Below are 26,394 nucleotides of genomic sequence, written 5' to 3' on the forward strand. Positions count from 1 at the left end.
CTCCGTTATAACAAGATCGATAACGTATCGGTTGCATGGTGATGAAACCAATACAGACCCAGCACAACTGAGACTCCGAAAAATGCGTAACCCACCTCTTTCTTACCAATGAACGCGCTAACCATGGCGATCAAAAGCAATAAGAAAATTAAACTCATCATAAGCGACTTACCTTATTGTTTTATCGAGTATTATCCTTTCGATAACATGAATTTAAGTATAGAAAGAGTTGCATAGGTTGCAAAAAATGAGGTGCGGGAAATCTGCAGACTTAGATTGTAAAAATCACTTAAATGCTCTTTATCAGGCTATTTCATGCTCTTGTTAAAACATAGAAAAAGCTATCATACTAACTCCCCAATACCGTCAGCGGTCTTTTCCCATCGCAGGCTCCTTTCTCAAGATCATATAACGGACTAGTACCGTGACTGCTCCAACGGTGGTCTTCTCTCGACAGCTTGCGATATTGTGTGGGCGTGACTCCGATATAGGTTTGGAATGTCTCGTAAAAGCGGCTACTTGAGTTAAAGCCGACAGTAAGTGAGATATCTAATATGGTTCGGTCTGTATCACTAAGCAAGGCTCGGGCATGGTTAATACGCATAGCGGTGATGTACTGCTTAATGGTCATCTGCATGGTGCGTTGGAACACGTTCATTGCGTAGTTGGTATGTAAACCAATGTGTTCAGCGATGTCTTTGATCGTCAGAGGTTGATTGTGGTGCGTTGCTATGTATTCCAACATCTGACTGACGTAAAACTGAGAGTGTTTAGACACCCCTTTTGGTGTTGACTTGTCCTGCTTATTAATAAGTAATTGCTGCCAACCATCAAGGCAAATACGCTTTAACATCAAGCCTATTTCATCCACAGCGAGCTGCTGGCGGCTTTCCGATGGATGGTTCATTTCTTCTGCCCAACGGGCAATTTCAAACTCACTAATCAGCGAACATGAGTTGGATTGAATTACGCTACCGTGAGTGATTTGATTGACGAGATCTCGGCTCAATGTCCAAGACATAAAGTGATGGATAGGAATATTTATGATTCCCATATTGTGGCTGTGACCTGGGTCAGTCAAGCGATGTGGCACCGATGCCCAGAACAATCCAATCGCCCCACTTTTTACAACAATGGGGCTACCGTTAATGATGTACTCCACATCATCGCCAAACGGAATATTAACTTCGATTTGGCCATGCCAATGGTATCCCGGCATCGAATGTGGCGGTCTCAATTCAATATCAATTTTCTCATACGACGAATAGAGCGACAGCGGACTGACCGATACCGTTTCTGATGAGTATTTGTCTTGGGTGACAACTTTCAGCGCATCTGGGTCATATTGTTTCATCTATCACTCCTTAGGAAATCGTACAAACCTGTTTTAGCAAATCGTGCAATTTAAAACTCTGAACAGGATCATATTGCCAAACTAACCCAATAAGTAAGATTCAAGTTATGTGATAAAAGTCAGTATGTTACATGAAATACACTAGTATTTTCACAACCTTTATCCGCAAAAATGACAATATTGTCCCATTTCCTAAGATTTTTATTTGGCTCATTAGAAATATGAGAAAACAGGACACTCATTGTTATATCTGAGACGAATCTACTCTTGCCACAGGTGTACCTTAGCTTCATCGAAACAGAACTTTGAGAGATAAAGGATTCGACTATGAAAAGCCCTAAAATCACATTCATCGGTGCTGGCTCCACCATTTTTGTTAAGAACATCCTTGGTGACGTTTTCCACAAGCCCGCATTAAAACAAGCGCAGATTGCGCTGATGGATATTGATGAACTGCGTTTAGAAGAATCTCACCTAGTCGTGAGCAAACTTATGGAGTCCTCTGGTGCGACCGGCACCATCACTTGTCATCTAAACCAAAAAGAAGCACTCAAAGATGCTGACTTTGTGGTTATCGCATTCCAAATTGGCGGTTATGAGCCATGTACAGTGACAGACTTTGAAGTGTGTAAGCGTCATGGTTTAGAACAAACCATCGCTGATACTTTAGGCCCTGGTGGAATCATGCGCTCGCTGCGCACCATTCCTCATTTATGGAGTGTGTGTGAAGACATGACCGAAGTTTGTCCAAACGCCACCATGCTTAACTACGTCAACCCAATGGCGATGAACACTTGGGCGATGTATGAAAAGTATCCGCATATTAAGCAAGTGGGTCTTTGCCATTCGGTGCAAGGTACGGCTGAAGAGATAGCTCGGGATTTGGACCTGGATTATGCTGACCTTCGCTACACCTGCGCAGGTATCAACCACATGGCTTACTACCTCACCTTAGAGAAGAAAAATGAGCAAGGCGAGTATGTTGATATCTACCCTGACCTACTCGAAGCTTTTGAAAGTGGTAAAGCGCCTAAACCGGGTCTTCACCATAATGGACGCTGTACCAACCTCGTTCGCTATGAAATGTTTAAAAAGCTTGGCTACTTTGTCACTGAGTCTTCAGAACATTTTTCTGAATACACGCCATATTTTATCAAACCAAATCGCCCTGATTTGATAGAACGTTATAAAGTGCCACTAGATGAATATCCGAAACGCTGTGTAGAACAAATTGCAGACTGGAAAAAAGACCTTCAAGAATTCAAAAACGCCGACAAAATTACGGTTCAAGAGTCACATGAATACGCCAGTACTATCATGAACTCAATTTGGACAGGAACTCCAAGCGTCATCTACGGCAACGTCAAGAACGAAGCACTGATCGATAACTTACCTCAGGGTTGTTGTGTAGAAGTCGCCTGCTTAGTTGACGCCAACGGTGTTCAACCAATCAAAGCGGGTCGACTACCAAATCACTTAGCCGCGTTGATGCAAACCAACATTAATGTTCAAACACTGTTAACCGAAGCGATTCTCACCGAAAACCGCGAGCGCATTTACCACGCTGCCATGCTTGATCCTCATACCGCTGCCGTACTTGGGTTAGAGGAAATTTATGCTCTGGTTGATGACCTCATCGACGCTCATGAAGGCTGGCTGCCTGAGTGGGTAAACCAGTAAATCAATACCAATAAAAACAATAACGTGAATATTTAACGCCTTCTCTCTGGGAAGGCGTAAGGAGTAACAAATGAGTATCTCAATGAATACCAAGCTGAGCTATGGCTTCGGCGCATTTGGCAAGGACTTCGCAATTACCATCGTCTATATGTATTTAATGTTCTACTACACCGATGTGGTAGGCATTTCCGCTGCGGCGGTGGGTACCATCTTCCTCGTGGCACGTATTTGGGATGCGGTCAACGACCCGATAATGGGCTGGATCGTTAACAATACCCGTAGTCGCTGGGGTAAATTCAAGCCTTGGATTTTGATTGGCACACTTGCCAACTCTGTGGTCCTTCTGATGCTGTTCAGTGCACACTATATTGACGGCCCTTGGCTGATTGCTTATGCCGCTGTCACCTACATTTTATGGGGTATGACCTACACCTTAATGGACATCCCGTTCTGGTCTCTAGTACCGACTCTAACCTTAGACAAACGTGAGCGCGAAGAGCTTGTTCCTTACCCTCGATTCTTTGCAAGTCTTGCATGGATAGTCACCGCTGCCATTGCTATGCCGTTTGTGAACTATGTGGGTGGTGATGACAAAGGTTTTGGCTTCCAAATCTTTACGTTACTTTTGATCGCTTGTTTCCTTGTCTCAACTTACATCACTCTTCGTAACGTCAAAGAGCGCTACTCGACCGCTAATTTGGATGAAACACAACAAGAAGAAAAAGTATCGTTAAAACAGCTTCTTAAACTCATCTACAAAAATGATCAGCTAACGAGCGTGCTATGTATGGCGCTATCCTACAATCTGGCGACAAACATCATTACAGCGTTCGCGGTTTATTACTTTACCTACGTGGTCGGAAACGAAGCTCTATTCCCTTACTACATGGCTTATGCGGGGATTGCGAACCTTATTACCTTAGTACTGTTCCCGAAATTAGCACAAATGTTCTCACGTCGTGTTCTTTGGGCTTGTGCTTCTAGCTTCCCAATTTTAGGTAGCGCGGTACTTATTTATGTCGGTATGTACGACAAACAAAGCATTCTATTGATTTCAACGGCTGGTGTCCTACTACAAATCGGTACTGCCTTGTTCTGGGTACTAAACGTCATCATGGTGGCAGACACTGTCGATTACGGTGAGTACAAGCTAGGCTCTCGCTGTGAGAGTATCGCCTACTCAGTGCAGACATTAGTGGTAAAAGCAGGTTCCGCATTCGCCGCATTCTTCATCGGTATCGCGCTCACTGCTGTCGATTACGTGCCAAATGTAGAACAAAGTGCTGATACTGTCTTTGGCATGCAATGTATCATGGTTGGCTTACCTGCCATCTTCTTTGCGATTGCATTGGTGGTCTACTTCCGCTTCTACAAGTTAAACGGTGCCTATCACCAACAAATTCAAGATCACCTCACAGAGAAATACGATCACATTACCAATGATGGTTCCGAAAACGGTCAATCGACTAAACCTGCTGAGCCGGCACAAGCTCTATAACCCAATACAATAAAACCCATGCAGAAGACCTGTCTGCATGGGTTCACTAACAAACGTCAAACATCGGCTAGATTTTCCATTTCCAATAAAGAGAACAGTATGAAACTTAAAGTCCTTGCATCCGCAATCACTTTTGCCCTCACACTATCTGGTGCGGCAATTGCACAACAAAACGACAACCTTATTGTAAATCCTACATTTGAAAACAAAGGCTTAGGTTGGAGCTATTGGTTTGCCAATATCAAAAGCGACCAAACTCATGAAGGTGAATACCGAGGCCGCATTGCTCAAGGTCGAAACCATCACATAAGCCAAGAAATCACGATTCCTGAAAGTGGCTATTATGATTTATCTGCGTTTATCATCAGCCCAGGACAAGACGCCACCCTTGCTATCACTAACCTGTACGATGAAATCTTGGTACGTGATAAAGCTAAGCAGAGCACAAAATACAAACGCAACAAGCTCAAGCATATTCCTTTGGAGCAAGGTGAGCAGTTAAAGGTCTGGTTCTCGGGTTCTAAACGTGGCGGTGTTAGTATCGACAGTGTTTCTTTGACCAAAAGTAACAAGAACAAAAAGCTAAACTTCAATCAGATCATCCAATTCTCTGCTCAAGAACAAGTAGGCACAACAAACCTTAACAAGAAGTCTAAGCAGATTGAATTTTACGTCCCTTATGGTACCGACTTAACCCATATCACCATTGCTAATATTCTCGTTTCATCCGCCAGCAATGTCTCATTAGAAAACGGAGACACCGTTGATTTTACTCAGCCTGTTCGTGCTGTCGTTACCGACCCAAAAGGTAATAAGCAACGCTGGACAATAAAAGCGATCGAAAAAGAGAAGCAAGTTGTTGTCACCTCTTCCAACCAAAAGCTCCAGGAGTCGTTCGATTGGGCTATCGATAAAACACGTCGTTTCGTTATGACTGGCCAGCATGATTTGGTTAACCGTGACGAATTCAACAACGATGGGGATGGCACCGCCGATTACATCCCATCCTATTGGGCGGGGTACTTTGATAGAACAGCTTTCTATTCTCGCGATTTTTTACATCAGGCTAGCGGAGCAAAAATCGCTGGATTGGATATGGAAAACTTTTCCATGTTTAAGACCTTTGCCAAGCACTCAACAGAATCCAGAAAGTGGTACACCTTGTGGGCAGTGAACTTTGATGGCACACCTCATACTATTGATTACAAAGATGATAGCTGGTTTGTCCGTGAAGTTCCGGCTCAGTTTGAGTTCGTAGAAAAAGCTTGGCAGCAGTATCAGTGGACTGGTGATAAGCGCTACATCGAAGATGAGGACCTATGGCGCTTTTACACTAAAGTGCTCACAGACTATATCGAATTACACGACGACCAAGATCCGAACGGAATCGCAGAAGGTTATGGTGGGATTTTTGAGGGTTCAGCAACCTATAACGAGCGCGGCGAGTTTCCAATTGAAGCCGGAGATGGTATTGGCTCACAATACCAAGCAACAGTGGCTTACTCCGCTATGTTAGAAGCTCGTGAAGAGTACAGTGAAGCTGCGGTTTGGCGAGAGAAAGCTCAGCAGCTCAAAACGTACTTTAACGAGGAATGGAGCATCGCCGACCCTGATAAACCACTCGATAACTACGTCAATATCGTTCAAAGAGATGGCTTTAGAATGAATGATTTTGGTAAGGAAAACAGTTGGTTTATGCCAATGAAGCGAATTACCGAACCCGGGGAGCGTAATAATCGTTATCTTGACTTTATCGCCAAAAACTTAGGGGATGGCATCGGCTCGACCCCAGAGGCTCCAAACAATATTGAGGCCTACACTTACATTCCAGAAACCTACTTCCCGTACAATCGCAATGAGGAAGCATGGAAGTGGATGCAATACATTATGGATATCAAAGATGAGCCACATGAACGTCCAACTCAAGGTACTAACGGTGATTACCCTGAAATCTCGTTTACCTTTATCTCCAACACAATCGAAGGCTTGATGGGCATTAAACCTGATGCAGCGAATCACAAAGTGGTCACCGCTTCCCATCTCACTCCAGACATTGATTGGCTGGAAGTAACACAACTTCCAATGGGAGAGCATGAGCTTACTGTCCGACATGATGGCTTAAGTAAGTCCACCGTCACTAACGACTCAAATCACAACCTAGATTGGGAGGTGTGGTTCTATGGTGATTATCCAAGTTTAGTTGTCAATGGACAAACCGTTCGCAGTCAGCACAAACAAGTTAATGGTCAGCAAGTCAGCTATGTACTGGTCTCTGTAGCAGCGGGAGACACAAGCACCGTTCACAAGTAGCGCTCTGCACGTTCATTGAACAAGGCTCAAAGAACAAGGCTCCTCGAATTCATGCCGCGGAGCCTTGATGTCATTGCTAGTTGTTACTCAACCCCAATATGCGCGACAATCCTTCACCATAAGCAGTATCCGCTTGAGAGGCGTTGTATACGTGACGCAACTTAACTGCTTCACTCACTCCCGACATTGCACGTGCCGTGTTTGCGAACAGACGCTGTTGTTCATCTTCAGACATTAAGCGGAACAAATCGCCAGCCTGCTGGAATTGGTCAACATTGTTTCGATGATTGTAATGGTCTGCGTCCCCAGAGATTTTCAAAGGTGGCTCTGAATAGTCTGGTTGCTCCGCCCATTCTTCGTATTGATTCGGTTCATAACCTATCGTTGCCCCCGAGTTAGCATCCACTCGCATCAACCCATCACGATGAGAGGAGTGTACCGGACAACGCGGTGCATTGACTGGGATTTGATGATGATTCACACCAAGACGGTAGTTTTGTGCGTCACGATAAGCAAAGAGTCGACCTTGAAGCATTTTGTCTGGAGAGTAACCAATACCAGGTACAACAGCAGCCGGGTTGAAAGCCGACTGTTCAACTTCAGCAAAAAAATTCTCAGGGTTACGGTTTAGCTCGAATTCACCAACTTCTATTAGTGGGTAATCAGCGTGAGTCCATACTTTGGTTAAATCAAACGGATTAAAGTCCACCGATTCAGCTTCTTCCTCAGACATTACTTGAATGAACAAGGTCCATTTCGGGAAGTCACCACGCTCAATCGCATCGAATAGATCTCTTTGGTGGCTCTCTCTGTCTGCTCCAACGATAACCGCCGCTTGTTCGTCAGTCAGGTTCTTAATACCTTGCTGGGTTTTGAAGTGAAACTTAACCCAAAAGCGCTCATTATCAGAGTTAATCATACTAAATGTATGTGAGCCGAAGCCGTGCATATGGCGGTAGCTCGCTGGTATTCCACGATCTCCCATAACATACGTAACTTGATGGAGTGCTTCCGGTAGCGAGGTCCAAAAATCCCAATTGCTCTCAGCGTTGTGCATATTCGTTTTCGGATCGCGTTTCACCACTCGGTTTAAATCTGGAAACTTCAGAGGATCGGCGAGGAAAAATACCGGTGTATTGTTGCCCACTAAGTCCCAGTTACCTTGTTCGGTATAAAACTTGAGTGCGAACCCGCGAATATCACGTTCAGCATCGGCAGCACCACGTTCACCTGCAACGGTAGTAAAACGAGCGAACATCTCGGTTGTTTTACCTACTTCAGAAAACATCGCGGCTCTTGTGAACTTGGTAATGTCCTGAGTAACTTTGAAAGTACCATATGCGCCAGAGCCTTTGGCATGCATACGTCTTTCTGGGATTACTTCCCTATTGAAGTGAGAGAGTTTTTCCAAATACCAAGTGTCTTGAAGAAGCATTGGACCGCGTTCACCAGCTGTTAGCGCGTGATTATTATGAGCAACCGGGCAGCCCGTTGCAGTGGTTAGTTTTTTAGTCATTGCTTATCCTTCCATTACTTCGCGAGTAGGTAACCTCTCACGACCTCTCAAATTAAATACAAAAACAGTAGTTGTCCTTTATTTAAGACGCCCAAAGTGGACCAAAGGGCGTTATCGACAGGTAGCAAGAGGTTTTGTTTGCATTTTATAGTAGTAAACTACTATGTAGGATACGCTCTATAATGAATAACATAATATCTAAAAAAGCGAATTCTCTTTTTTGCATAGGCGAATAATACAAAGAAGCAAACTAAATAGATGAGTCTATATAATAATTTCCATCACATGGAATAATTTTTAAAAAGTTTCTTGCAAGATCTCTTATTGGAACTTTGTTTACTAAGTTAAAAAAATCACTCATAGAGAGTGATTTTTTATCAGCAATTACGACAAAGTTATTTATCGATTATTTTCCAACCAATGTTTAGTCACAATGTCAATATCCAAACCTTCCCTACTCACTTTGTAGTCTAGCTCGGCGATAATCTCGTTAGAAAACTTCAAATCATCTAGCTGATTGATTTGTGCTGCCGTAAACCTATCTTCTACGTCTTCAGGAACGAGTAGTACAGCACGGTCAACAATACCGAGTAAACCTTTAGGGTCTTCTATCTCTCGAATGTCGTACTTGAAATGCAGGAACTGCGGTTTCCATAGTGGCACAACGAACCACTCATTGTTCGCGACTCGTTGCTCAAAGGTAGTAAAGCAGTCTTCCTCAGTCCCAGTGTGAAATTCGTACCCAGCCGCACTCAATCCATACTCTTCCATCATTTTAATTGAAAATCTGGTAATGCCGGCTCCAGGGTTGATGCCCTGAATATCCTTTTGCATTTTGCCCAGTACATCTCGTTTGAGCAAGTCCTTCACTTCCCGAACGGCTTCTTCAGGAACATAACTTGGCACTCCCCAATGCGCATAAGGTTCATAGTGCAAACCCAACTCAATCACGGGACGTTTTTGTTCAACATCCTGTTTGTAGACTCCATGGCTGGAAGGCAGCCAAGCAGAGGTTAGAATATCAACCTCACCAGACTTAAGCTTTGCGAAATTTTCTTGGTGCGGAGAGTAGATTCGATTTACCTCAAATCCCATATCAGTAAGCACATGAGATATAAGTGAGGCGGTAATTCTGTGGAATGATAAATCTGTTACGCCTAAGTTTATTTTTTTGTTCATTATTTCACCGTATAATTTTATTTATAATAAAAAGTCTGACTTGTTAGTAAATATTTTCTTTCAATAACATTCAATACACGCCGATTAAATCCCTATTAAAATAGAATTTGAAGAGATGGAAGATTAGTAATCAATTATGGTTTGTTCGGTTGGTAGATTTTTCTTATATTCGAAAAACTGTGCTAGTAGATTGCTTAGAACCATTAAAGTCATCACTAATATTTGAATTTGACTAAATGAATCTCCCATTATTGTCGCTCCGAGAACCATCGCCAATATAGGATTGAAGGTTCCAAAGAAACTCAACTCATTAGTAGAAATCATCGGAATTGTATAAATGTAAGCACCATAGGCCAAAGAAGTGAGTCCTATCGTCAGCCAGAACATCGCCGCCCACTGTTCACCACTAACCGGTATGGCTGCGACAAATGACCTACCACTCCATACCATTTCCCAATATGCCATGGGGATTAACAGCAAACCTCCGAAAATCAGTTTCCATGTGAGTAGCTTCCACCAATGGATCTTTTTCATAACGTGCTTTGCTACCACACTACCGCCTATCAGTGCCGTCATTGCACCAATAAGTAGCACCACGGCACTCACATTGACAGGGACAGTACTTGAGAAGAACAAATACGTTGCACAGGCGATGAGAATTAAGGCTGATAGTGATTGAATCAGAGACGGTCTTACTTGATGGAAGATACCCATTATAGCCAAACCAATCACGGGCAATGCGACCATTCCAACGCCCACCAAAGTGCTGGGTAGCTGCATCGCTGCAGCAAAGAGTAAACCAAAGAACAGAGCGATATTAAGAAACCCTATCAGTAGCAATGCTGGGAGTTCTGAAGCCTTTGGTAAGGTGGGTTTAAGCAACAGCAGTATTATGCCCGCTGGTAATGCTCGCCATACCGCCAACGCAAATGGTGACCAGCCGACAAATTCAGAAGCCACTACTGCATAAGTGGTACCCCACAACAGTGGAGCCAACATGGCTAGAAAGATTTTCATATTATGACTCTTATTTATGTTTAACTAAACATACTTTACATAAACAAAAATAGATAGTAAAGTGCCTTCAAGTTATCAAATGGGGTATACGGGGTTAATGTATGCCGTGTTATCAATCAGGTTCGAATGAACCACATAAGGTCAGTAAGAGTTAGGAGTTACTATGAACGCACTATCCATATTCAAAAAAGGCGTGAGCGTCGGAGTCACTAAAACTATTTATCTAGCCATTGAAGTAGTCTCACTATTTGTGCTGGTGTTCCATGTGATCAGTTCGATCAGCAAAATTATGTATTACGGTGTGAAGCTCAGCATTGCAAGACACCAATACCGTCAGTCGCATATGGGTAATCAACTCAAATAGTATGAATAGACAAGATTATGAATCTCCGCTGAGATTATTTTTAGATAAGACTAAGGCCCCATTTCATATCGGAAGCTTTACCCCTAAAATGGTGGCCTTAAATCAGGCAAGACAGTATTTTTAAAGTAATGAAAGTGCATATACTTATAGAGTCGTCACTGATACCCGTTGCGTGGTATTCAATGTATGGAGCTAGCTAGATTCAGGCTCCCATCTTACTCATCAATACTATTAGTGTTTCTATCTCGCTGGGCTCTAGGGATGAAAACTGACTGGACATTTGCTCGAAGAACTTTGGATACATTTGGTGGACTAACTCCACACCGTCTTCAGTGAGAGATATTTTTACACTGCGCTTATCAATCGTGTCATGTCTTCTCTGAACCAAGCCTTTCGCTTCCAGACGATCAATTCGATTTGACAACGCGCCTGACGAAGGGAGCAAGGTCTGCTCTTTCAGTTCTTTCGCTGTCACTTCATAAGCATCACCCGCTCGATAAAGTGTTGCGATGACATCAAATTCAGACGTATTTAATCCATATTGCTTGCAGAACTCGCAACGAACGTGAGTAAACTGGTTCGAAGCTAAAACAAATTGTGTCACTAACCTAACGGACGATTCAGATAGACTAGCATCCGCACTCATCCACTGACTTACGATAGATTCTTCTTTTTCTCTATTAATCAAACGATTAACCTCGGTTAACATTGACGATGGTTATAGAGCATTACCCTAGCATATTTCGCCGTTTTTCGCTTTAACATCCACTAGTCAGTCAACATTCTATTGACGATAAAATACCTAGAATCTGCAAAACATCATTAATCACAAAACCGACACCATGGTGTCGGTTTACTCAATAGAAAAGTTATTTAGAACGAGCACTTGCTGGTTTTGGCGTCCCAACTTTTGTCAGTACCATCTGCCACACGCTCAGTTCTCGACAACGAAATGCGCCAGCACAACTCAATAGATAGTACTTCCACATACGGTAAAATTTCTCATTGTAGTTGAGGTCACCTTGCTGCCAAGCCTTGTCAAAATTACGATACCATGCACAAAGCGTATGATCATAATCCTCTCCAATGTTATGCAGGTCTTCCATATTAAACTCAGGCTCCATCGCCGTCGCTAACTGAGCTAAAGAAGGAATTTCACCATTTGGGAAAATGTATTTATGGATCCACGGATCGTTGGTTTCTGTCGATTCAAACGTACCTATAGAGTGAAGTAAAAAGACCCCATCTTGATTCAGAAATTTATCTGCACATGTGAAAAAATCTCGATAATTCGATGAACCAACGTGCTCTAACATTCCCACAGACACAACACGATCGTATTTCGTTTCCGGTTCATAGAGTCGATAATCTCGAAGAATGAAATTAACGGGAAGCTGTTTTTCCTCCACCATCTGAGTACCCAGCTTTGCTTGTTCTTCAGATAACGTTAAACCATCACAAACTACACCGTATTTTTCGGCGGCATAGATCATCAAACTCCCCCAACCACAGCCAATGTCCAAAACCCGCACACCTGGTTTTAAGCCTAGTTTTCTACAAATTAGATCCAACTTGGCCTCTTGAGCGTCATCCAAGTTATCTGCATTTTTCCAATATCCACAGGTATACGTCATACGTTTATCGAGCATAGCGCGGTATAAGTCGTTACCGATATCGTAATGAAATGCGACGTTGTGCTTGGAAATTGTCGTGCCTTGAGGGTTAAAAAACTTTTTGATTTTGTCCTTACCAATTTTGGCACCAAGTATCATTTTGGTCCTTAAATCTAAGTGCTTGTCGAGCTCAAACGCTAAGATCCTGTTTATCAATTCTGCGATGTCCTTACATTCCCACATCTTTTCCATATAGGATTCGCCCAGACCAAGCGAACCATCGGCTAATATTCGATCAAACATGGCTACATCATTAACTTGAATATCCCATGGTCTAGAGCCATTGATCTTAATATCCGCGGAACTCAACATACTTTCGAAAATTGCGTATTCATTATCCTTCATGTGTTAACTCCAAAAGAATCACCTTGAAGCTTCACACTATTATTAAATTATATTTAGGTAAACATAATTTAATTAAACACAAATCCTTCATAAGAGTGTTTTTTTGACGACAGTTCGATTGGTGTATCTAAGGCGCTCAATACAATTCAGATCAACCTGAATGAAATACCCCACCACTACCAGCACTCTTAGCCGTTCTACTGCCAAACAAAGAGATTTGATGGGATTGTTCATTAAATACGAATAATGATTTCATTTTTTGGGTAATTCTAAAAATAATAATGAATAAATATACTCTCACCATCACTTGAGAGACGAGACACCTTACAACTAAGCGTGACTCATCCCAAACCGTTTTAGAGGAGAAAAATCATGAACAAAGAGAAGATGCCATTTCAAGTCTGGATACTAACACTTGCCGCCTTTGCTATCGGCACCGCAGAATTCATTATCGCAGGTATTTTGCCGCAAGTTGCTACATCGCTGTCGATTACTGAGGGTCAGGCAGGCTACTTAATCAGTGCATACGCACTTGCCATTGTGATTGGAGGACCAATCTTAACCATTTATCTCGCACGCTTTAATAAGAAAATGGTTCTTATCGGATTAATGGCACTATTTATAGCCGGTAACCTCATGTCAGCCTTTTCACCAAGTTATGACATCTTGTTCATCAGTCGCATTATTAGTGGCTTAGTACAAGGTCCTTTCTATGGTATTGGTGCCGTTGTAGCGACAAACCTCGTGTCCGAGAAAATGGCTGGCCGCGCTGTAGGGCAAATGTTTGCAGGCTTAACTCTTGCGAATGTACTAGGTGTTCCTGGCGGTACTTGGATCGGTGTTGAATTCGGTTGGCACACGACATTTATTGTGGTCGCTGCGTTCGGTGTTGTAGCTCTATTCGCCATTCTTGCCGCTATCCACTCAACGGGTCACGGCGAAGCGAAAAATGTTAAAGCACAACTGGCTGCGTTCAAAAATCCAAAACTTCTTATTAGCCTAGCGATTACCGCTGTGGTTTGGACTGGCTTCATGACACTTTACGGTTACATTGCTCCTATCGCTATGCATGTTGCTGGTTACGGTGAAAGTGCTGTGACATGGATTCTGGTCATTGTTGGTCTTGGCTTAATCATTGGTAACACGCTTGGTGGTCACTCATCAGACAAAGATTTAAACAAATCTTCTCTATTTTGGGCCATTGCAATGATTGCGTCTCTGGTACTTGTTGGTGTGTTTACCGACAACAAAATCCTATTCGTCGCTGCATCATTTATCTTCGGCATCGCATCATTCGCTAACGTTCCATCGATGCAATTGCGTGTAATGAACAACGGTGGTGACGGACAAGAACTGGCAGCAACAGCAAATATCTCAGCGTTTAATGTTGCTAATGCGTTCGGTGGATTCCTTGGAGGTATGGTTCTTGATGGTCAGCTTGGTGCAGAAATGATTCCTTACGTGGGTGTTATCGTTCCAATCATCGGTGTGTTGTTGATTCTTAAAGCGAACCGCAACGAGAAACAAGCACAACCAGTAGAAGCGTAATAGGCCTTTCTCCCCACTGCCTTACCAACCATGCCGTGGCGTGTTAACGCGCCACGGCATACGCATTAGCAGTCCGACGAGCTCGGCAGCGTTCTGTAAAAGCCAAATTCGATATTCAGCAAAGTCAACGTCGCTTTAATTGGCTTTGCTTTGAGGAGAAAACTATGAACACTTTTGATAAGACATTACGACTACTCACCCTCATTGCCGCCACTTTTACGGTAATACTCTCTGTCAAAGCCGTTGTGGACAACGGACTAGGTAGTTGGGTCTCAACCTCCACAGGTCTATTTATTGCAGTTCTTATCGCGTCCTTACTTAAAACCTACAACAAAGGACAGGTTAACTTTTTTGGTTTGATAGGCGCTTTGTTTGCACAGCTCACATTAGGAAGGATTTTTTCAACCATTCATCTTGAATCAATCGATATTTCAATGTTGTCGTCACTTGATCCTCTGATGGTGGCAGAGACAGGCCCTGGTATCCCAAGCATCGAGCTGACCAGCACTTTGTTGTTCGTCTTATTGGCCCTACAACTTATCGCTCTCCCTTGGAGAAGCAAACTGTCGCTAACTCAACTGGCAACAGGAAAACCAGATCACTACGCATGGGGCATGACACTAGTAAGAATATACGTCGGGCTCATGTTTATTGCCCATTTCACTGGCCATTTGCTAGTCGGAGGTAACCCGTTTGCCGTATTTACTGATTACTTTGGTAGCATTGGCCTACCCTTCCCCGAGGCCTTTGTCATTCTGGCGGGAATTATTGAGATATCCTTGGCGATTATGCTGTCCTTTGGTCTGTTCACACGCCTCGCAGGGTTTGGTTCCGCTGTCTATTTATTTGTATCTGTAGGCTTGGGTGGCCACTATTCAGTGGGTTATGTATGGGTACTACCCACGGGCGGCTGGGAATTCCCTGCAATGTGGATCTTCGTATCTGGGATATTTATGTTAGCAGGCGGAGGGAAACTGTCTCTTGATTACTTGCTTAGAAAAAAGTTGGGGCAAAACTCCATTAGTTTGCCGGAATACTTGGCTTAACGTATGCCAAGCTTAGTAACTAAAAAAGCGGGCAATCATCATTGCCCGCTTTCTATTGAATATCGCTACTTCACTTAAGGCTTTTCTATCAGATTTAGAACATCCGGCACACTGAGAATGCTCGCGTTAAAGATGAAAAACTGAGTCACTGCTGAATCACAAACACTTGATGTTGAAATGATAGCTGGTTGGCCTTTAAAGCCGATACGGGATAGCTTATGGCAGAGTTGCTCTGGCGCTTTATCGAATACTACATTAAGAAAGGGCAATAATTCCTGACTGACTAATCCTTGTTCATTGAACACTTCCATTGCCTGACTAAGATGATCCGTATCCGTGAACTCGATAATTTCTTCAATTTGTTCCAATTGCATGTACTACTCAATTCCATTTTTATCAGATGCTTAGCTCCAGCGCCGAGTCTACACTATCTGAACCCTAGATAACATGTATTGGATCAAATTGAGTCTTTTCGAGGACTTCCAATCCTGTCAATCATAATCACTTTATGCTCAGGCGATATATAGAAAGTGGGCTATCGCTATTAATTTGATGTAAGCCGATATACTGGAATCCCAGCTTTTCAAGCAATCGTATACTAGGTGAATTTTGTGGCAGTGATACCGCATCAATCACCGGAAGTTGGAAAGCATCAATGGCAAAAGTCAGCAGTTCGCTACAGGCCTCATGCGCATACCCTTTTCCTTGATAGCTAGGCAAGAACGCGTAGCCGAAATCAGGGTAACTCAGGTCGGGTTTCTTTAAGAAACCACAGATTCCGATTGGTGTTGAACATGCTTTGAGGCGCACAACATAATACCCAAATCCCAACTCGTGATAAGCTTTGATGAAACCGTTGGTTAGATACTCTTGAGCTTGATCTGACGTACGAATATTGCGATCACCTATGTTTTTGAGCCATCCTTCACTGTTCATCAGCTCAACAAAGAAGCCAGCATCATTGCTGGTAATGTGATCAAGTTGAATTCGATCTGTATCAAGCAGTGTTTCAAAAGTCATGGTATCTCTATACTCATTGAATAGTAGGAAGTCTCATCGGTAAATCGCCATCTGATTCGATGACATCAGCATCTCTTCAAACTCACGATAACTGATACCGTATATACAATACCAACGGACAGCCCAAATGACGATACTTAAAGAGATTCATAATGGATAACCGTGGCTAGAGAATCGCATTGGGTTAACCAACCGTACTTTATTTGCAACAGAGCCCGAGTAACATACAAAAATCACTCATGAACCCGTGATTTCAGCCGCATAAAGCGTCTAACACAACCAATTTTCCAAATATCCTTTGCAAGACTTGCTAACTTATTTTTAGGTGATTATTTACTAATCATATGCAGATCAAAAGCGTTAGAACGTGAAACGGAAATAATAAGATAACGAGTAAAAAGGATTAATTATGTTTAGAATTAGCAAGTTAGCGGCTACGTTAGCGTGTATTGCTTTAAGCGGCAGCCTCTATGCTGCAGAAGCTTACGATGCAACGAAAACCTACTCTGGCGGCAGCCAAGTTACCGTTGGTGGTAATACCTATGAAGCAAAATGGTGGGTTAATGCTGGACAAAGCCCTACTGATAACTACGTCAATGAATGGGATTCTCCATGGAAATTAGTCAGCAGCACTACACCCGAGCCAACGCCTGATCCAGACCCGACACCGGATCCAACACCTGACCCGACTCCCGACCCGACCCCAGATCCTACTCCTGATCCAGCACCTGGTACTGGAGCCTGTGCTGAATTCAACGTGTACCCAGATTGGACGCAAGGAGATCATGCCACTGGTGGCGACATCATGGTTAATGACAATGTTGCCTACAAAGCAAACTGGTGGACATCTTCCATTCCAGGTAGTGACAGTAGTTGGGGACACCACCTAGATTGTAACAATAGCTCTTCTGGTGGCACTACTGCACTGAAACTGCCAAATCCACTAGATCCAGTAAGGCTCGAAGTCAGTGGTTGGCCAAGTCACTTTGTGGTTGCAAGCCCTGCAAGTCTTGATGCTCCATCCACTTTGACCATCAATGCGATTAATAACCAAGACCTTACGGACCTGACCAAACTGACTGAGGCCTTCGTAGCCTTGATTCAAGCAGCAGAACTTGCTGGCTCAACATCAATAATCCTCAACAGTGATGTACTGGATGCTGCAACAGCTGATAAAGGCGCAGCCCTTGGTACTGTCTCAGTGAAACAAGCACTAACTGCAGCAGTAGATGCCACAGGTACCCATAGCCAAATTGACGTTAACGCGATCAATACGCTTACGGATGATGTTAAAGGCTGGGCGCAAGCTCATAACCTCGTCATTTCAGCTCTGGCACCGCAGGCAACATTCGGTTGGACATTGAACATTGGTGACTTTGCTTACAATACTCATTCAGGTAAACGAGCAGTATGGAACGCCGCTTCTGGCACGTCTTCAGACCTGTTGGCAAGCTTCGAGCTTTATAAAGCAGACTCACTCAACAAGGCTGATTTTGTTTCCTTTACTAAATCCGCAACGACTGCCGCTCTTACAGATGAGCAATGGCACTATGCGTTAGAATACGTTAAACAAGTGTCTGACCATATCAAAACACCCGCACTGCTCTCTTCTATTCCAACAACTCAAGCTTCCACCTACTTCTTAGGCAACAACTCTGGTGACCGCCATATTCGCAAAGCTGCACACAGCAACATTTTTGCGATTTTATTCGATACTGACAGTGCTGACCTAAATACTAAGATCGCTCGTTACCAGACTGCGACCGTACCTTTGTATTACGTTGGCGAAAGCGTGAAAAATGGACCACTCACTCGAATCACCTCATTAAATGCTGAGTTGGCAAGCGCTGAAAGTGCAATGAACAACCAAGCCTTCCTTTATGAAGTGGCTCAAGCACAATGGGCACCATCTACGGTTTACAAATGGAATGACTTCTTAGCAGGTCTTAATTCGATGCACAATGTCGGTGTTGCCGGTAACACGTTCTGGCTACTGGATGACAAGGCTAGCGATGCGACGAACTCAGTTTATGCAAAAGTCGCCATTGCCGCGTTTTTAGCACAGAGTATGCAAGAAACCATTCGCTACAACGCTTGTGATGAGAACAACTGGTCTGAAGTTCGATACGGCGCTCCGGTTAACTACCCGATGACAGCAAGTTGTGGTCAGTTAGGTCAGAAATACGCCGATTACGGTAAAGACCCAGTTACCGGCATTGACCACCCTTACTCGTGCCCACGCGATCCAAAGATGGAAGTCACAGCACTAACCAATGCCAAATGGTACGGTGCACCAGCGCCAGTCTTCGCAGCACCAGACTCTGTACTAGCAGAGAAAGGTTTACTCGTGAATGGCAATGTTGGTCGCTGGACAAACGACGGTCACTGTATGGAAGTCCCGACAAGCGTAGATACCTCTAAGCAAGTGTGGGAACGTGGCGAGTGTAAAGTTTATGAAGGTCAAAAAGCAGGTAAGTTCATCTGGGATGGTAGCGATACTAACGGCACTGTCGAAGGCTGTGGTTGGTGGGGCCGTGGCGTTATTCAAACCACAGGTCGTCAAAACTTCGGTACGCTAAACCACTTCATGGGTCGTTCTCACGTCAGCCCTGATACAATTGGAACCACAGTGAATGGTGTTGTGGTTGAAGCACCGCCAGCGAACCCGCTCTATGCCGATCTCGACTTCTGTTCTAACCCAGGCTTAATTTGTAGTTCAGAAAAGAACAGAGAAATCAAATGGATTGCAGGTCTATTCTACTGGGTAACCTCCGTACAGGCTTACAATGATGAAGGTGGTCCATACGCAAACTGGAACTACCATGCCGAACTGAAGAAATACGTTGACGGTGGCCTACAAGGCACTGAGTTTATCGACGCAGTTTCAGGCATAGTAAACCGTGGCTGCCCTGATAGTCATTGCCCGGTAAGTGGTGAAGTTCACGCAGTTAAAGAGCGTCAAGACAACTTCAAACTTGTGTTACAAACTCTGGGTCTAAACCCTCAGTAATTTTCCATTATATCCGTAAAAACATAGGCTCTCGATCTTCGGGAGCCTATTTGGTTACGAATCATTGAATCTGGCTATTTCCAGTCACCTTAGCTGGGCTTGTTGTTAGCTTGGTGACACGATGCCATCAATCGAGCTGAGCAATAGATTCTATATTGATGGCATCGTGTCGCCAATATTCAATATCGCAATCAATCAACTCACCGTGCTGGTTGTAATTGATGCGCTCAACCATCATAGCCGGTGTTCCAGAGGTCGCACGTAATGCTTGCGCGATGTCGCCAAGGAGCGAAGTGGTACTCACTCGGTATTTCACCTTACTGTATGTGACGCCGTACTCGTCGCGATAGATATCCGTCAAAGAGGAATTTTCCATATCAAACTCTAACAAATTCGCAAATGGTTCCGTCCGAATAAAGTTTGTCACGAACACAACTGGGCGATCTTCTAAATAACGAACGCGATCTACTCGATAGATATCGGAGAACGGCGGCAGATGCAAAAGCTCTGCCGCTTGCTTGGTGGCTAACATCGCTTTGGCTGACAACAGCTCGGTTTTTGGCGTTCGATTTTGACTTTTCGCCATATTGGTAAAGTTCAATGTTTGAGTAGGGTCGTAACGCAGTGGCTCCGGTGAGATAAACCAGCCACGCCTATCCTCACGATAAATACGACCTTCCGACTCCAGTAATGACAACGCTTCACGCAGCGTTACACGAGTCGTGTCAAACGACTCTGCTAACTTTCGTTCTGCTGGTAATTTCTGTCTTGGAGTGAGCATTCCTGAATCTATTTGCTCAACGATAGCGTCTTTAATTTTTACGTATTGCACACCGCATCCTTAATTCAATCATTGTTATTAGCGCTTGCGCCACGCTTGAGTTCGACCTTCAAACAGCTTTCCAACAAACATATGGATAAGTTTGGCCACCGCTGCCGATAGCATGATCATCACTGCCATTGCCGCAGCACTGCCCGTCTGCCCGGCATCGTCCATATTCAGCACCGCTACCGATGCAGGGATGGTGTTGGTTGAATATAAGAATACTACTGCCGATGTGGTTGTTAAAGCATTGATAAATAAATATATCGCTATATCTAATACCGCTGGTAAACAGCAAGGCAGCGTAACTTTGAAAAACAGCTTATATTGTGGGAGTTTAACCGAGGCTGCGGTGGCTTCAATCTCTGCCGGTAACTGCTTCAGAGCCGTCAAAGCCGTCATGTGTCCAACCGTGTAATAATGGACAATTGTATTAATCACCAGAAACGCCATCGTACCGTACATCACACCCAACGGGTTGTTGGCATCGTTAAAATAGAAGATATATCCCAAGCCGAGGACGAGTCCAGGTACCGCCATGGGAATCACACTCATCATTTGCATCGCTTGACGAACGGGAGCGAAGGCACGACCTTTTTCAATACCATAAGCACCGACAAAGATAACCACAGAACCAATAATCGCCGTCCACGTTGCAAGTTTCAGTGAGTTAAAATATGGACTCCATCCATAAGTACTCATCTCAGCAAAGTTATAGTTATTTAGCGTAAGTGCCTTGTTCCAAGGCCAAAACGTCACTAACGAACCATAAACTGCCATACCAAGTACCGCCAGAACCGCGAGGGAAATGACCAAGCAGTATACGAAGCACACCGAGTCTCGCAGTGTATTAGGGGATGGTTGATAAGGCACAGAACGACTGTCCAACATGCTCTTTTGCTTTTTTTGTACCCAGCGATCAACCGCGAAGGCCAATACCGCAGGAAGCAGTAGTAAGATACTGGTGACCGCCCCCATAGAGAAGTTTTGCTGCCCCACCACTTGCTTGAATATATCCGTAGCCAGAACGTTGTAACTGCCACCAATGACCTTAGGCACACCAAAGTCACACACCACCAGCGTAAAAACGACGATTAGCGTACTGATCAAACCGTACTTAGCAGCAGGTAACGTCACCATGAAGAAGGTCTTGAACGGAGAGGTTTTAAGAGCTCGAGCCGCTTCGTAAAGCCTAGCATCTGAGGTGCGTAAAGAGGTGTTGAGAATCATCAAGGCGTGAGGGAATGTCCAAAATATCAAGCCTAGAGAAATACCGACTAAGCCATAGACTGAATGCCCTTGCAGCAACTCTTTTGCGACACCCTGATTACCAAACAGAAAAATCAAACTGATAGCAGGCAACAGAGAAGGCGCCAATATTGGAGCCGTGCCCATCAGTTGGAATACGCCTTTAAAGGGCATGCAAGAGCGCGTTAATGCGAACGCATACCCAAACGCCAAAAAGCCTACTACGACAGTCACAATCAGACCAAGGGTGAAGGTATTGCTTAGTGAATACCATAAACTGTCAATAGCAAAATAGGTAGCAAAGTTTTGTAGGCCAACAAACTCACCGTCACTGTTTTGGACACTCTTTTTCATCATGGCCCAAAGAGGCATCAAGATAAACAATGTCATCGCTACAAAAACGAACGTTAGGAGACCAAACAAGACAATGTTGTCCTTGCTCATTGTTGAGCTCGCTTTTTGCGTCGCCAACTGTGCAATTCGTTGTTTCATAGATCCGCCTATCGTCAAGGTTGAAGATGCTTGCATATCTGTCCCTTAAGCCGCCGAATCTAACGTTGCACTTAGCGATGGGTAGCCCAGCAAACCACTTTCAGAAAACGCAATATAGCGAATATCATTACGGCGCAGATTAAGCTCATTCGCCTGTTTCACGGGTACGTCCACATAAAGGGCATTGGCCAATGGTGCATGTTGCATTGCCACTTCGACGCGATAGTAAGACCCTTGAAACTCCTTGGATAACACTCTGACAGGAATGGCGTTCGAAGCGTGCTGGACAAAGTGTAGACTCTCCGGTCGCACGGCTAAATCAAATATATCGCCATGATTTAGAGTCCTATTGTCTAGCGTAGGCAAACGCAGCATAGATTCAGCAATACGCATGGTGTTAGAGGAAGGCACCGATGCTTCGATAAAATTCATACTGCCAACAAAATCCGCGACAAATCGAGTAGCAGGTTGCTCGTACACTTCTTGTGGCGTCCCTACTTGCTCAATCACACCGTGGTTCATCACCACAATGCGATCAGCCATAGATAACGCCTCTTCCTGATCATGAGTCACCATAATGGTGGTGATACCGAGTTTGCGTTGCATCTGACAAATTTCATCTCGAAGGTGAGTACGCACTTTCGCGTCCAACGCTGAGAGCGGCTCATCCAAAAGCAGCAGACCTGGAGACAATGCCAATGCACGTGCCAGAGCCACACGCTGTTGTTGACCACCAGACAGTTGGTTGGGAAATTTTTCACCCGACGTTGGCAATCCAATCATCTTTAGCCAGTGCTCTACTTTTTCAAGCGCTTCTTTATTCGTCATCCCCTGATTCTTAAGACCAATGGCAATGTTCTCTTGCACTGTCAGGTTTGGGAACAACGCGTATGATTGAAATACAATTCCAAAATCACGTTTTTCTGGTGGCAAGAAGGTAATCTCTTCATCCGCTTGGTGGATTTCCCCAGAGGTTGGCAGATCCAAACCCGCTATCGCCCTAAGCAGCGTTGTTTTGCCGCAACCAGAAGGACCAAGGAAGCAGACGAACTCGCCTTTATTAATGGATAGAGAAATGTGTTTTAATGCTGTGAACTGACCGAATTGCTTCACCACATTGTTGATTTCTAGATAAGGTTTGGATACTGACATCGTTTACTCTCCAAATGGTATATACCAAATTTAAATCTGGTATATTTCATCGGAATGACAGTTTTGTAGCAGGTTGATTGCAGTTTAATGATTGACTTGTCTGATATGATGGGATGGCAGAAATGACAAGAGGAAGGTCAACAACGACCTTCCTCAAGAACTTATAATCTACTAATTTTCATGTGTTTTATTTCTTGAATATTAGGATTTAGGCTCTGACTTTCCATCAAACTTTTTCGACCATGTTTTCAAGATCTCAGCACGCTCGGCTCCCATTTTCGCAAAATCCATCTCAGCCATTGCCCCTTCAACTTCAGGGTAGTTCGAGACCACTGCTTTCACGTCTTTATGAGCAACCACTGGGTAGGATTCAACGTAGAGTTCGTTCGCCGCTTTTGACACTGACCAGTCAACAATACGCTTCGCCGCCGCAGACTCTTCCACCAAACCGACAGCCTCTGATTCCCAACCAATGCCTTTTGGTGTGATAACTGCGAGAGGCGCACCTTGATTCTTGAGCTTCGCGCCACGCACAGCCATCGAAATACCGATTGCCACCTCACCCATCGCCGCTTGAACACAAGGCTTTGAACCAGAATGAGTGTAATGTGCCATGTTGTTGTCGAGTTTTTTCATGTAGTCCCATGCTTGGTCCTCACCCATTTTTTGTAGCCAAGCTGAGACTTGCATATAGCCTGTTCCTGATGAAGCAGGATTAGGCATGGCAATATGACCTTTATACTCTGGTTTGGTTAAATCTTCCCATGACTGTGGCTTAGGTAGGTTGAGTTGCTTTGCCACTGCTTCGTTAAAACACACAGCATTGAAAAACGCATCATTGCCAAACCAAGCTTGATTAGATTGTGGGTCATTCAAACTAGCATTCAGCTCATCTGCACCTTTTGGAGTATAAGGTTTAAGAATCCCCTCTTCTTTAAGCAATGCCATAGAAGAGCCTGCTAATCCCCACACGACTTCGGCATGCGGATTGTTTTTTTCAGCAAGAAGTTTGGCCGTCATGATGCCCGTTGAATCTCGAACCCATTTGATTTTTACATCTGGGTTTTCTTTCTCAAACGCATTCTTATATTTCGCCAGAATGTCCGTTTCGAAAGCGGTATACACCGTGACTTCTGTTGCAGCTAGTGCATTTGTCGCTAGTAGAGAAACCAGTGTAGCTAGTGTTCCCTTCATCAAACGGTTTTTCATCTTTCTCTCCAGTTAGAGTTGGTCTGTACCAGTTTGCGAACTAAACGTTAAATTCCAATTATGACGATTAAATGAACGAATAATGGCAGTTTAAAGAAACTTTGATTGGTATGAACAGCGTGTGTGAAAGTTTTATGAAACCTTAAGTTTCATCGTTTACTTCCCCTAATTATCGCTGTTAGATTAACCAAAAAAAATTGGTATAGTCCAAAAAGAGAAACAACATGAAGAACGATTATTTGCTGTTAACTCCAGGTCCTTTGTCTACATCAGAAACGGTACGTCAAGCGATGCTTAAAGACTGGTGTACGTGGGACGATGAATACAATAAAGATGTCGTCGAAGTCATTCGTGCCAAGCTGACCCAGTTAGCGACTTCCCATTACGGTTATACCAGCGTTTTAATGCAAGGTAGTGGTACCGCATCGGTAGAGGCAACTATTGGCAGTGCCATCAGTAAAGACGGAAAGTTGCTTGTCATCGACAATGGCGCATACGGTGCGCGTATCGCCCAGATCGCAAGCTATCTCAATATCGCAACCCAAGTAGTTGCTCCTGGCGAGGTTAACCAACCGAATATTGATGCTATTGATACGCTGCTCAAGCAAGACGACACAATTACTCACGTTGCCATCGTACACTGCGAAACCACGACAGGCATGCTGAACCCTATTAAGCAAATTGCATCGCTGGCAAAACAACATAACAAAGTGGTCATTCTAGACGCGATGTCGAGCTTTGGTGGTATTCCAATGGATATTGGTGATTTGGGTATCGACTTTTTGATCAGCTCTGCCAACAAATGCATCCAAGGCGTTCCCGGCTTTGGGTTTGTTATTGCCAAACAAACAGAGCTTGAGAAATGTAAAGGTCAGGCTCGTTCTCTCAGTCTCGATCTTTATGATCAATGGCAATGCATGGAAGTTAATCACGGCAAGTGGCGCTTCACTTCGCCAACTCATACTGTGCGTGCCTTCTATCAAGCATTAATTGAACTGGAACAAGAAGGGGGGATTTCCGCTCGTCATCAACGTTACTTTACCAATCAGAAAACGCTGGTTGAAGGCATGCGCTCGCTAGGCTTTCGTACACTTCTTAACGACGATTTGCACTCACCGATTATTACGTCATTCTACTCGCCAGAGCACAGTGATTATCAGTTCAAAGAGTTCTACGACCGTCTAAAACAGCAAGGGTTTGTAATTTACCCAGGCAAAGTGTCCAACGCGGACTGTTTCCGTATCGGTAACATTGGCGACGTACACCCTGAAGATATTGAGCGCCTTATCATTGCCATCAAAAAGGCGATGTACTGGGAGGTAGCATAATGCCAGAGCAAGCGACCCATTTACGCAGCGAGGGGGACGTGAATAACACACCCGCTCGCCATGAGTGGAATCAGAACATACAAGACCAAGCGACCCAAGCACTGCTTAAACGTGACTCTGATGTGTTTCTCCATCAATCTATGTCCACGCCTTGCTTGGACTCTTTAGAAGCAGCTGAAGGTATCTACATTCAAGATACCCGCGGTAAGCGCTATATGGATTTTCATGGCAACAATGTCCACCAGTTGGGCTATGGTCATCCTCATGTGATTAAACGAGTGACTGAGCAGATGCACTCGTTACCGTTTTCACCACGTCGCTTTACCAACGAAACGGCAGTGCAATGTGCAGAGAAACTAACGCAAATTTGCGGTGGCGATTTGAACCGTGTGTTATTTGCGCCTGGAGGCACTTCCGTTGTTGGCATGGCACTTAAGTTAGCACGCTACATTACCGGCAGCCACAAAGTAGTTTCCTTATGGGATTCTTTCCATGGTGCGTCGTTAGACGCCATTTCTGTCGGCGGTGAAGCCTGCTTTCGTGAAGGTATGGGGCCTTTAATGGCAGGCGTTGAACGTATTC

The 26,394-nt window shown here is 44.2% G+C and carries 22 protein-coding genes; 9 read left to right on the plus strand and 13 right to left on the minus strand.

What is annotated here, in order from left to right; genetic code table 11:
- Positions 1-5: 5 nt before the first annotated feature.
- Positions 6-161, minus strand: a complete 156-nt coding sequence (locus tag AWH66_RS26035) for a DUF5993 family protein (RefSeq protein ID WP_006069256.1) — start codon at positions 159-161, stop codon at positions 6-8.
- Between the two features lie 188 nt (positions 162-349).
- Positions 350-1,354 carry a transcriptional regulator MelR gene (melR, locus tag AWH66_RS23815; protein ID WP_038226208.1) on the minus strand — a complete coding sequence of 335 codons (1,005 nt, stop codon included), beginning with the start codon at positions 1,352-1,354 and terminating at the stop codon, positions 350-352.
- 327 nt (positions 1,355-1,681) lie between these two features.
- Between melR and melA the strand changes: the two genes are divergently transcribed.
- From melA to AWH66_RS23830, 3 genes are all read left to right on the plus strand, one after another.
- The gene (melA, locus tag AWH66_RS23820; protein WP_063603158.1) at positions 1,682-3,034 is read left to right on the plus strand and encodes an alpha-glucosidase/alpha-galactosidase; all 1,353 of its coding nucleotides are present in this window, start codon (positions 1,682-1,684) and stop codon (positions 3,032-3,034) included.
- A gap of 70 nt (positions 3,035-3,104) precedes the next feature.
- Entirely contained in the window at positions 3,105-4,532 is a 1,428-nt protein-coding gene (gene melB / locus AWH66_RS23825) for a melibiose:sodium transporter MelB (RefSeq protein ID WP_063603157.1), read from the plus strand.
- A 99-nt stretch (positions 4,533-4,631) separates the two neighbouring features.
- On the plus strand, positions 4,632-6,842 hold the full coding sequence (locus AWH66_RS23830; RefSeq protein WP_063603156.1) for a glucosidase family protein: 2,211 nt from the start codon (positions 4,632-4,634) through the stop codon (positions 6,840-6,842).
- 76 nt (positions 6,843-6,918) lie between these two features.
- Here the strand turns inward: AWH66_RS23830 and AWH66_RS23835 are convergent, their stop codons facing one another.
- The 3 genes from AWH66_RS23835 to AWH66_RS23845 form a co-directional block, all read right to left on the minus strand.
- Positions 6,919-8,358, minus strand: coding sequence for a catalase (locus AWH66_RS23835; RefSeq protein WP_063603155.1), 1,440 nt, complete (start codon positions 8,356-8,358; stop codon positions 6,919-6,921).
- Between the two features lie 399 nt (positions 8,359-8,757).
- Positions 8,758-9,537, minus strand: coding sequence for a glycine betaine ABC transporter substrate-binding protein (locus tag AWH66_RS23840; protein WP_063603154.1), 780 nt, complete (start codon positions 9,535-9,537; stop codon positions 8,758-8,760).
- A 123-nt stretch (positions 9,538-9,660) separates the two neighbouring features.
- Positions 9,661-10,554 carry a DMT family transporter gene (locus tag AWH66_RS23845; protein ID WP_063603153.1) on the minus strand — a complete coding sequence of 298 codons (894 nt, stop codon included), beginning with the start codon at positions 10,552-10,554 and terminating at the stop codon, positions 9,661-9,663.
- Positions 10,555-10,717: 163 nt separating this feature from the next.
- On the opposite strand from AWH66_RS23845, the gene AWH66_RS23850 reads away from it, so the two are divergent.
- Positions 10,718-10,918 (plus strand): hypothetical protein, encoded by a 201-nt coding sequence (locus AWH66_RS23850; RefSeq protein WP_063603152.1) that lies wholly within the window; start codon positions 10,718-10,720, stop codon positions 10,916-10,918.
- A gap of 202 nt (positions 10,919-11,120) precedes the next feature.
- On the opposite strand, the gene AWH66_RS23855 is transcribed toward AWH66_RS23850, so the two are convergent.
- Both AWH66_RS23855 and cfa read right to left on the minus strand, forming a co-directional pair.
- Positions 11,121-11,606, minus strand: coding sequence for a MarR family winged helix-turn-helix transcriptional regulator (locus AWH66_RS23855; protein WP_240495656.1), 486 nt, complete (start codon positions 11,604-11,606; stop codon positions 11,121-11,123).
- Positions 11,607-11,787: 181 nt separating this feature from the next.
- Positions 11,788-12,936, minus strand: a complete 1,149-nt coding sequence (cfa, locus tag AWH66_RS23860) for a cyclopropane fatty acyl phospholipid synthase (protein ID WP_063603151.1) — start codon at positions 12,934-12,936, stop codon at positions 11,788-11,790.
- A gap of 372 nt (positions 12,937-13,308) precedes the next feature.
- Between cfa and AWH66_RS23865 the strand changes: the two genes are divergently transcribed.
- Positions 13,309-14,484, plus strand: coding sequence for an MFS transporter (locus tag AWH66_RS23865; RefSeq protein ID WP_063603150.1), 1,176 nt, complete (start codon positions 13,309-13,311; stop codon positions 14,482-14,484).
- A 164-nt stretch (positions 14,485-14,648) separates the two neighbouring features.
- A complete protein-coding gene (locus AWH66_RS25535) occupies positions 14,649-15,530 on the plus strand; it encodes a DoxX family protein (protein ID WP_083400122.1) in 882 nt (293 codons plus the stop codon).
- A 74-nt stretch (positions 15,531-15,604) separates the two neighbouring features.
- Here the strand turns inward: AWH66_RS25535 and AWH66_RS23875 are convergent, their stop codons facing one another.
- Together AWH66_RS23875 and AWH66_RS23880 are read right to left on the minus strand one after the other, a co-directional pair.
- The gene (locus AWH66_RS23875; RefSeq protein WP_063603149.1) at positions 15,605-15,904 is read right to left on the minus strand and encodes a hypothetical protein; all 300 of its coding nucleotides are present in this window, start codon (positions 15,902-15,904) and stop codon (positions 15,605-15,607) included.
- Between the two features lie 127 nt (positions 15,905-16,031).
- Complete coding sequence (locus AWH66_RS23880) at positions 16,032-16,550, minus strand: GNAT family N-acetyltransferase (RefSeq protein ID WP_063603148.1); 519 nt, start codon at positions 16,548-16,550, stop codon at positions 16,032-16,034.
- 409 nt (positions 16,551-16,959) lie between these two features.
- Here AWH66_RS23880 and AWH66_RS23885 point away from each other — a divergent pair, with 409 nt between their 5' ends.
- The gene (locus AWH66_RS23885) at positions 16,960-19,560 is read left to right on the plus strand and encodes a cellulose-binding domain-containing protein (RefSeq protein ID WP_063603147.1); all 2,601 of its coding nucleotides are present in this window, start codon (positions 16,960-16,962) and stop codon (positions 19,558-19,560) included.
- Positions 19,561-19,687: 127 nt separating this feature from the next.
- Here the strand turns inward: AWH66_RS23885 and phnR are convergent, their stop codons facing one another.
- The 4 genes from phnR to AWH66_RS23905 all read right to left on the minus strand — a co-directional run bounded on the left by phnR (position 19,688) and on the right by AWH66_RS23905 (position 24,484).
- On the minus strand, positions 19,688-20,392 hold the full coding sequence (gene phnR / locus AWH66_RS23890) for a phosphonate utilization transcriptional regulator PhnR (RefSeq protein WP_006069272.1): 705 nt from the start codon (positions 20,390-20,392) through the stop codon (positions 19,688-19,690).
- A 27-nt stretch (positions 20,393-20,419) separates the two neighbouring features.
- Positions 20,420-22,123 carry a putative 2-aminoethylphosphonate ABC transporter permease subunit gene (locus AWH66_RS23895; RefSeq protein ID WP_063603146.1) on the minus strand — a complete coding sequence of 568 codons (1,704 nt, stop codon included), beginning with the start codon at positions 22,121-22,123 and terminating at the stop codon, positions 20,420-20,422.
- A gap of 45 nt (positions 22,124-22,168) precedes the next feature.
- Positions 22,169-23,275 carry a putative 2-aminoethylphosphonate ABC transporter ATP-binding protein gene (locus tag AWH66_RS23900; protein ID WP_063603145.1) on the minus strand — a complete coding sequence of 369 codons (1,107 nt, stop codon included), beginning with the start codon at positions 23,273-23,275 and terminating at the stop codon, positions 22,169-22,171.
- Positions 23,276-23,476: 201 nt separating this feature from the next.
- The gene (locus AWH66_RS23905) at positions 23,477-24,484 is read right to left on the minus strand and encodes a putative 2-aminoethylphosphonate ABC transporter substrate-binding protein (RefSeq protein ID WP_063603144.1); all 1,008 of its coding nucleotides are present in this window, start codon (positions 24,482-24,484) and stop codon (positions 23,477-23,479) included.
- A gap of 224 nt (positions 24,485-24,708) precedes the next feature.
- On the opposite strand from AWH66_RS23905, the gene phnW reads away from it, so the two are divergent.
- Positions 24,709-25,812 (plus strand): 2-aminoethylphosphonate--pyruvate transaminase, encoded by a 1,104-nt coding sequence (gene phnW / locus AWH66_RS23910; protein WP_063603143.1) that lies wholly within the window; start codon positions 24,709-24,711, stop codon positions 25,810-25,812.
- A partial coding sequence (locus tag AWH66_RS23915) for an aminotransferase class III-fold pyridoxal phosphate-dependent enzyme (RefSeq protein WP_143081571.1) occupies positions 25,812-26,394 on the plus strand: 583 nt, incomplete at its 3' end. The genes phnW and AWH66_RS23915, both read left to right, overlap by 1 nt.

It is taken from the genome of Vibrio barjaei (assembly GCF_001639065.2).
GTDB classification, from domain to species: domain Bacteria; phylum Pseudomonadota; class Gammaproteobacteria; order Enterobacterales; family Vibrionaceae; genus Vibrio; species Vibrio barjaei.

Bases quoted from the DNA above. Each gene is read 5' to 3' on its own strand.
- AWH66_RS23830 (WP_063603156.1), top strand. From the start codon at position 4,632: ATGAAACTTAAAGTCCTTGCATCCGCAATCACTTTTGCCCTCACACTA.
- phnW (WP_063603143.1), top strand. From the start codon at position 24,709: ATGAAGAACGATTATTTGCTGTTAACTCCAGGTCCTTTGTCTACATCA.
- AWH66_RS23880 (WP_063603148.1), bottom strand. From the start codon at position 16,550: ATGACTTTTGAAACACTGCTTGATACAGATCGAATTCAACTTGATCAC.
- AWH66_RS23840 (WP_063603154.1), bottom strand. From the start codon at position 9,537: ATGAACAAAAAAATAAACTTAGGCGTAACAGATTTATCATTCCACAGA.
- AWH66_RS25535 (WP_083400122.1), top strand. From the start codon at position 14,649: ATGAACACTTTTGATAAGACATTACGACTACTCACCCTCATTGCCGCC.
- melR (WP_038226208.1), bottom strand. From the start codon at position 1,354: ATGAAACAATATGACCCAGATGCGCTGAAAGTTGTCACCCAAGACAAA.
- AWH66_RS23875 (WP_063603149.1), bottom strand. From the start codon at position 15,904: ATGCAATTGGAACAAATTGAAGAAATTATCGAGTTCACGGATACGGAT.
- cfa (WP_063603151.1), bottom strand. From the start codon at position 12,936: ATGAAGGATAATGAATACGCAATTTTCGAAAGTATGTTGAGTTCCGCG.
- melA (WP_063603158.1), top strand. From the start codon at position 1,682: ATGAAAAGCCCTAAAATCACATTCATCGGTGCTGGCTCCACCATTTTT.
- AWH66_RS26035 (WP_006069256.1), bottom strand. From the start codon at position 161: ATGATGAGTTTAATTTTCTTATTGCTTTTGATCGCCATGGTTAGCGCG.
- AWH66_RS23865 (WP_063603150.1), top strand. From the start codon at position 13,309: ATGAACAAAGAGAAGATGCCATTTCAAGTCTGGATACTAACACTTGCC.
- AWH66_RS23895 (WP_063603146.1), bottom strand. From the start codon at position 22,123: ATGAAACAACGAATTGCACAGTTGGCGACGCAAAAAGCGAGCTCAACA.
- melB (WP_063603157.1), top strand. From the start codon at position 3,105: ATGAGTATCTCAATGAATACCAAGCTGAGCTATGGCTTCGGCGCATTT.
- AWH66_RS23900 (WP_063603145.1), bottom strand. From the start codon at position 23,275: ATGTCAGTATCCAAACCTTATCTAGAAATCAACAATGTGGTGAAGCAA.
- AWH66_RS23885 (WP_063603147.1), top strand. From the start codon at position 16,960: ATGTTTAGAATTAGCAAGTTAGCGGCTACGTTAGCGTGTATTGCTTTA.
- AWH66_RS23850 (WP_063603152.1), top strand. From the start codon at position 10,718: ATGAACGCACTATCCATATTCAAAAAAGGCGTGAGCGTCGGAGTCACT.
- AWH66_RS23845 (WP_063603153.1), bottom strand. From the start codon at position 10,554: ATGAAAATCTTTCTAGCCATGTTGGCTCCACTGTTGTGGGGTACCACT.
- AWH66_RS23835 (WP_063603155.1), bottom strand. From the start codon at position 8,358: ATGACTAAAAAACTAACCACTGCAACGGGCTGCCCGGTTGCTCATAAT.
- AWH66_RS23905 (WP_063603144.1), bottom strand. From the start codon at position 24,484: ATGAAAAACCGTTTGATGAAGGGAACACTAGCTACACTGGTTTCTCTA.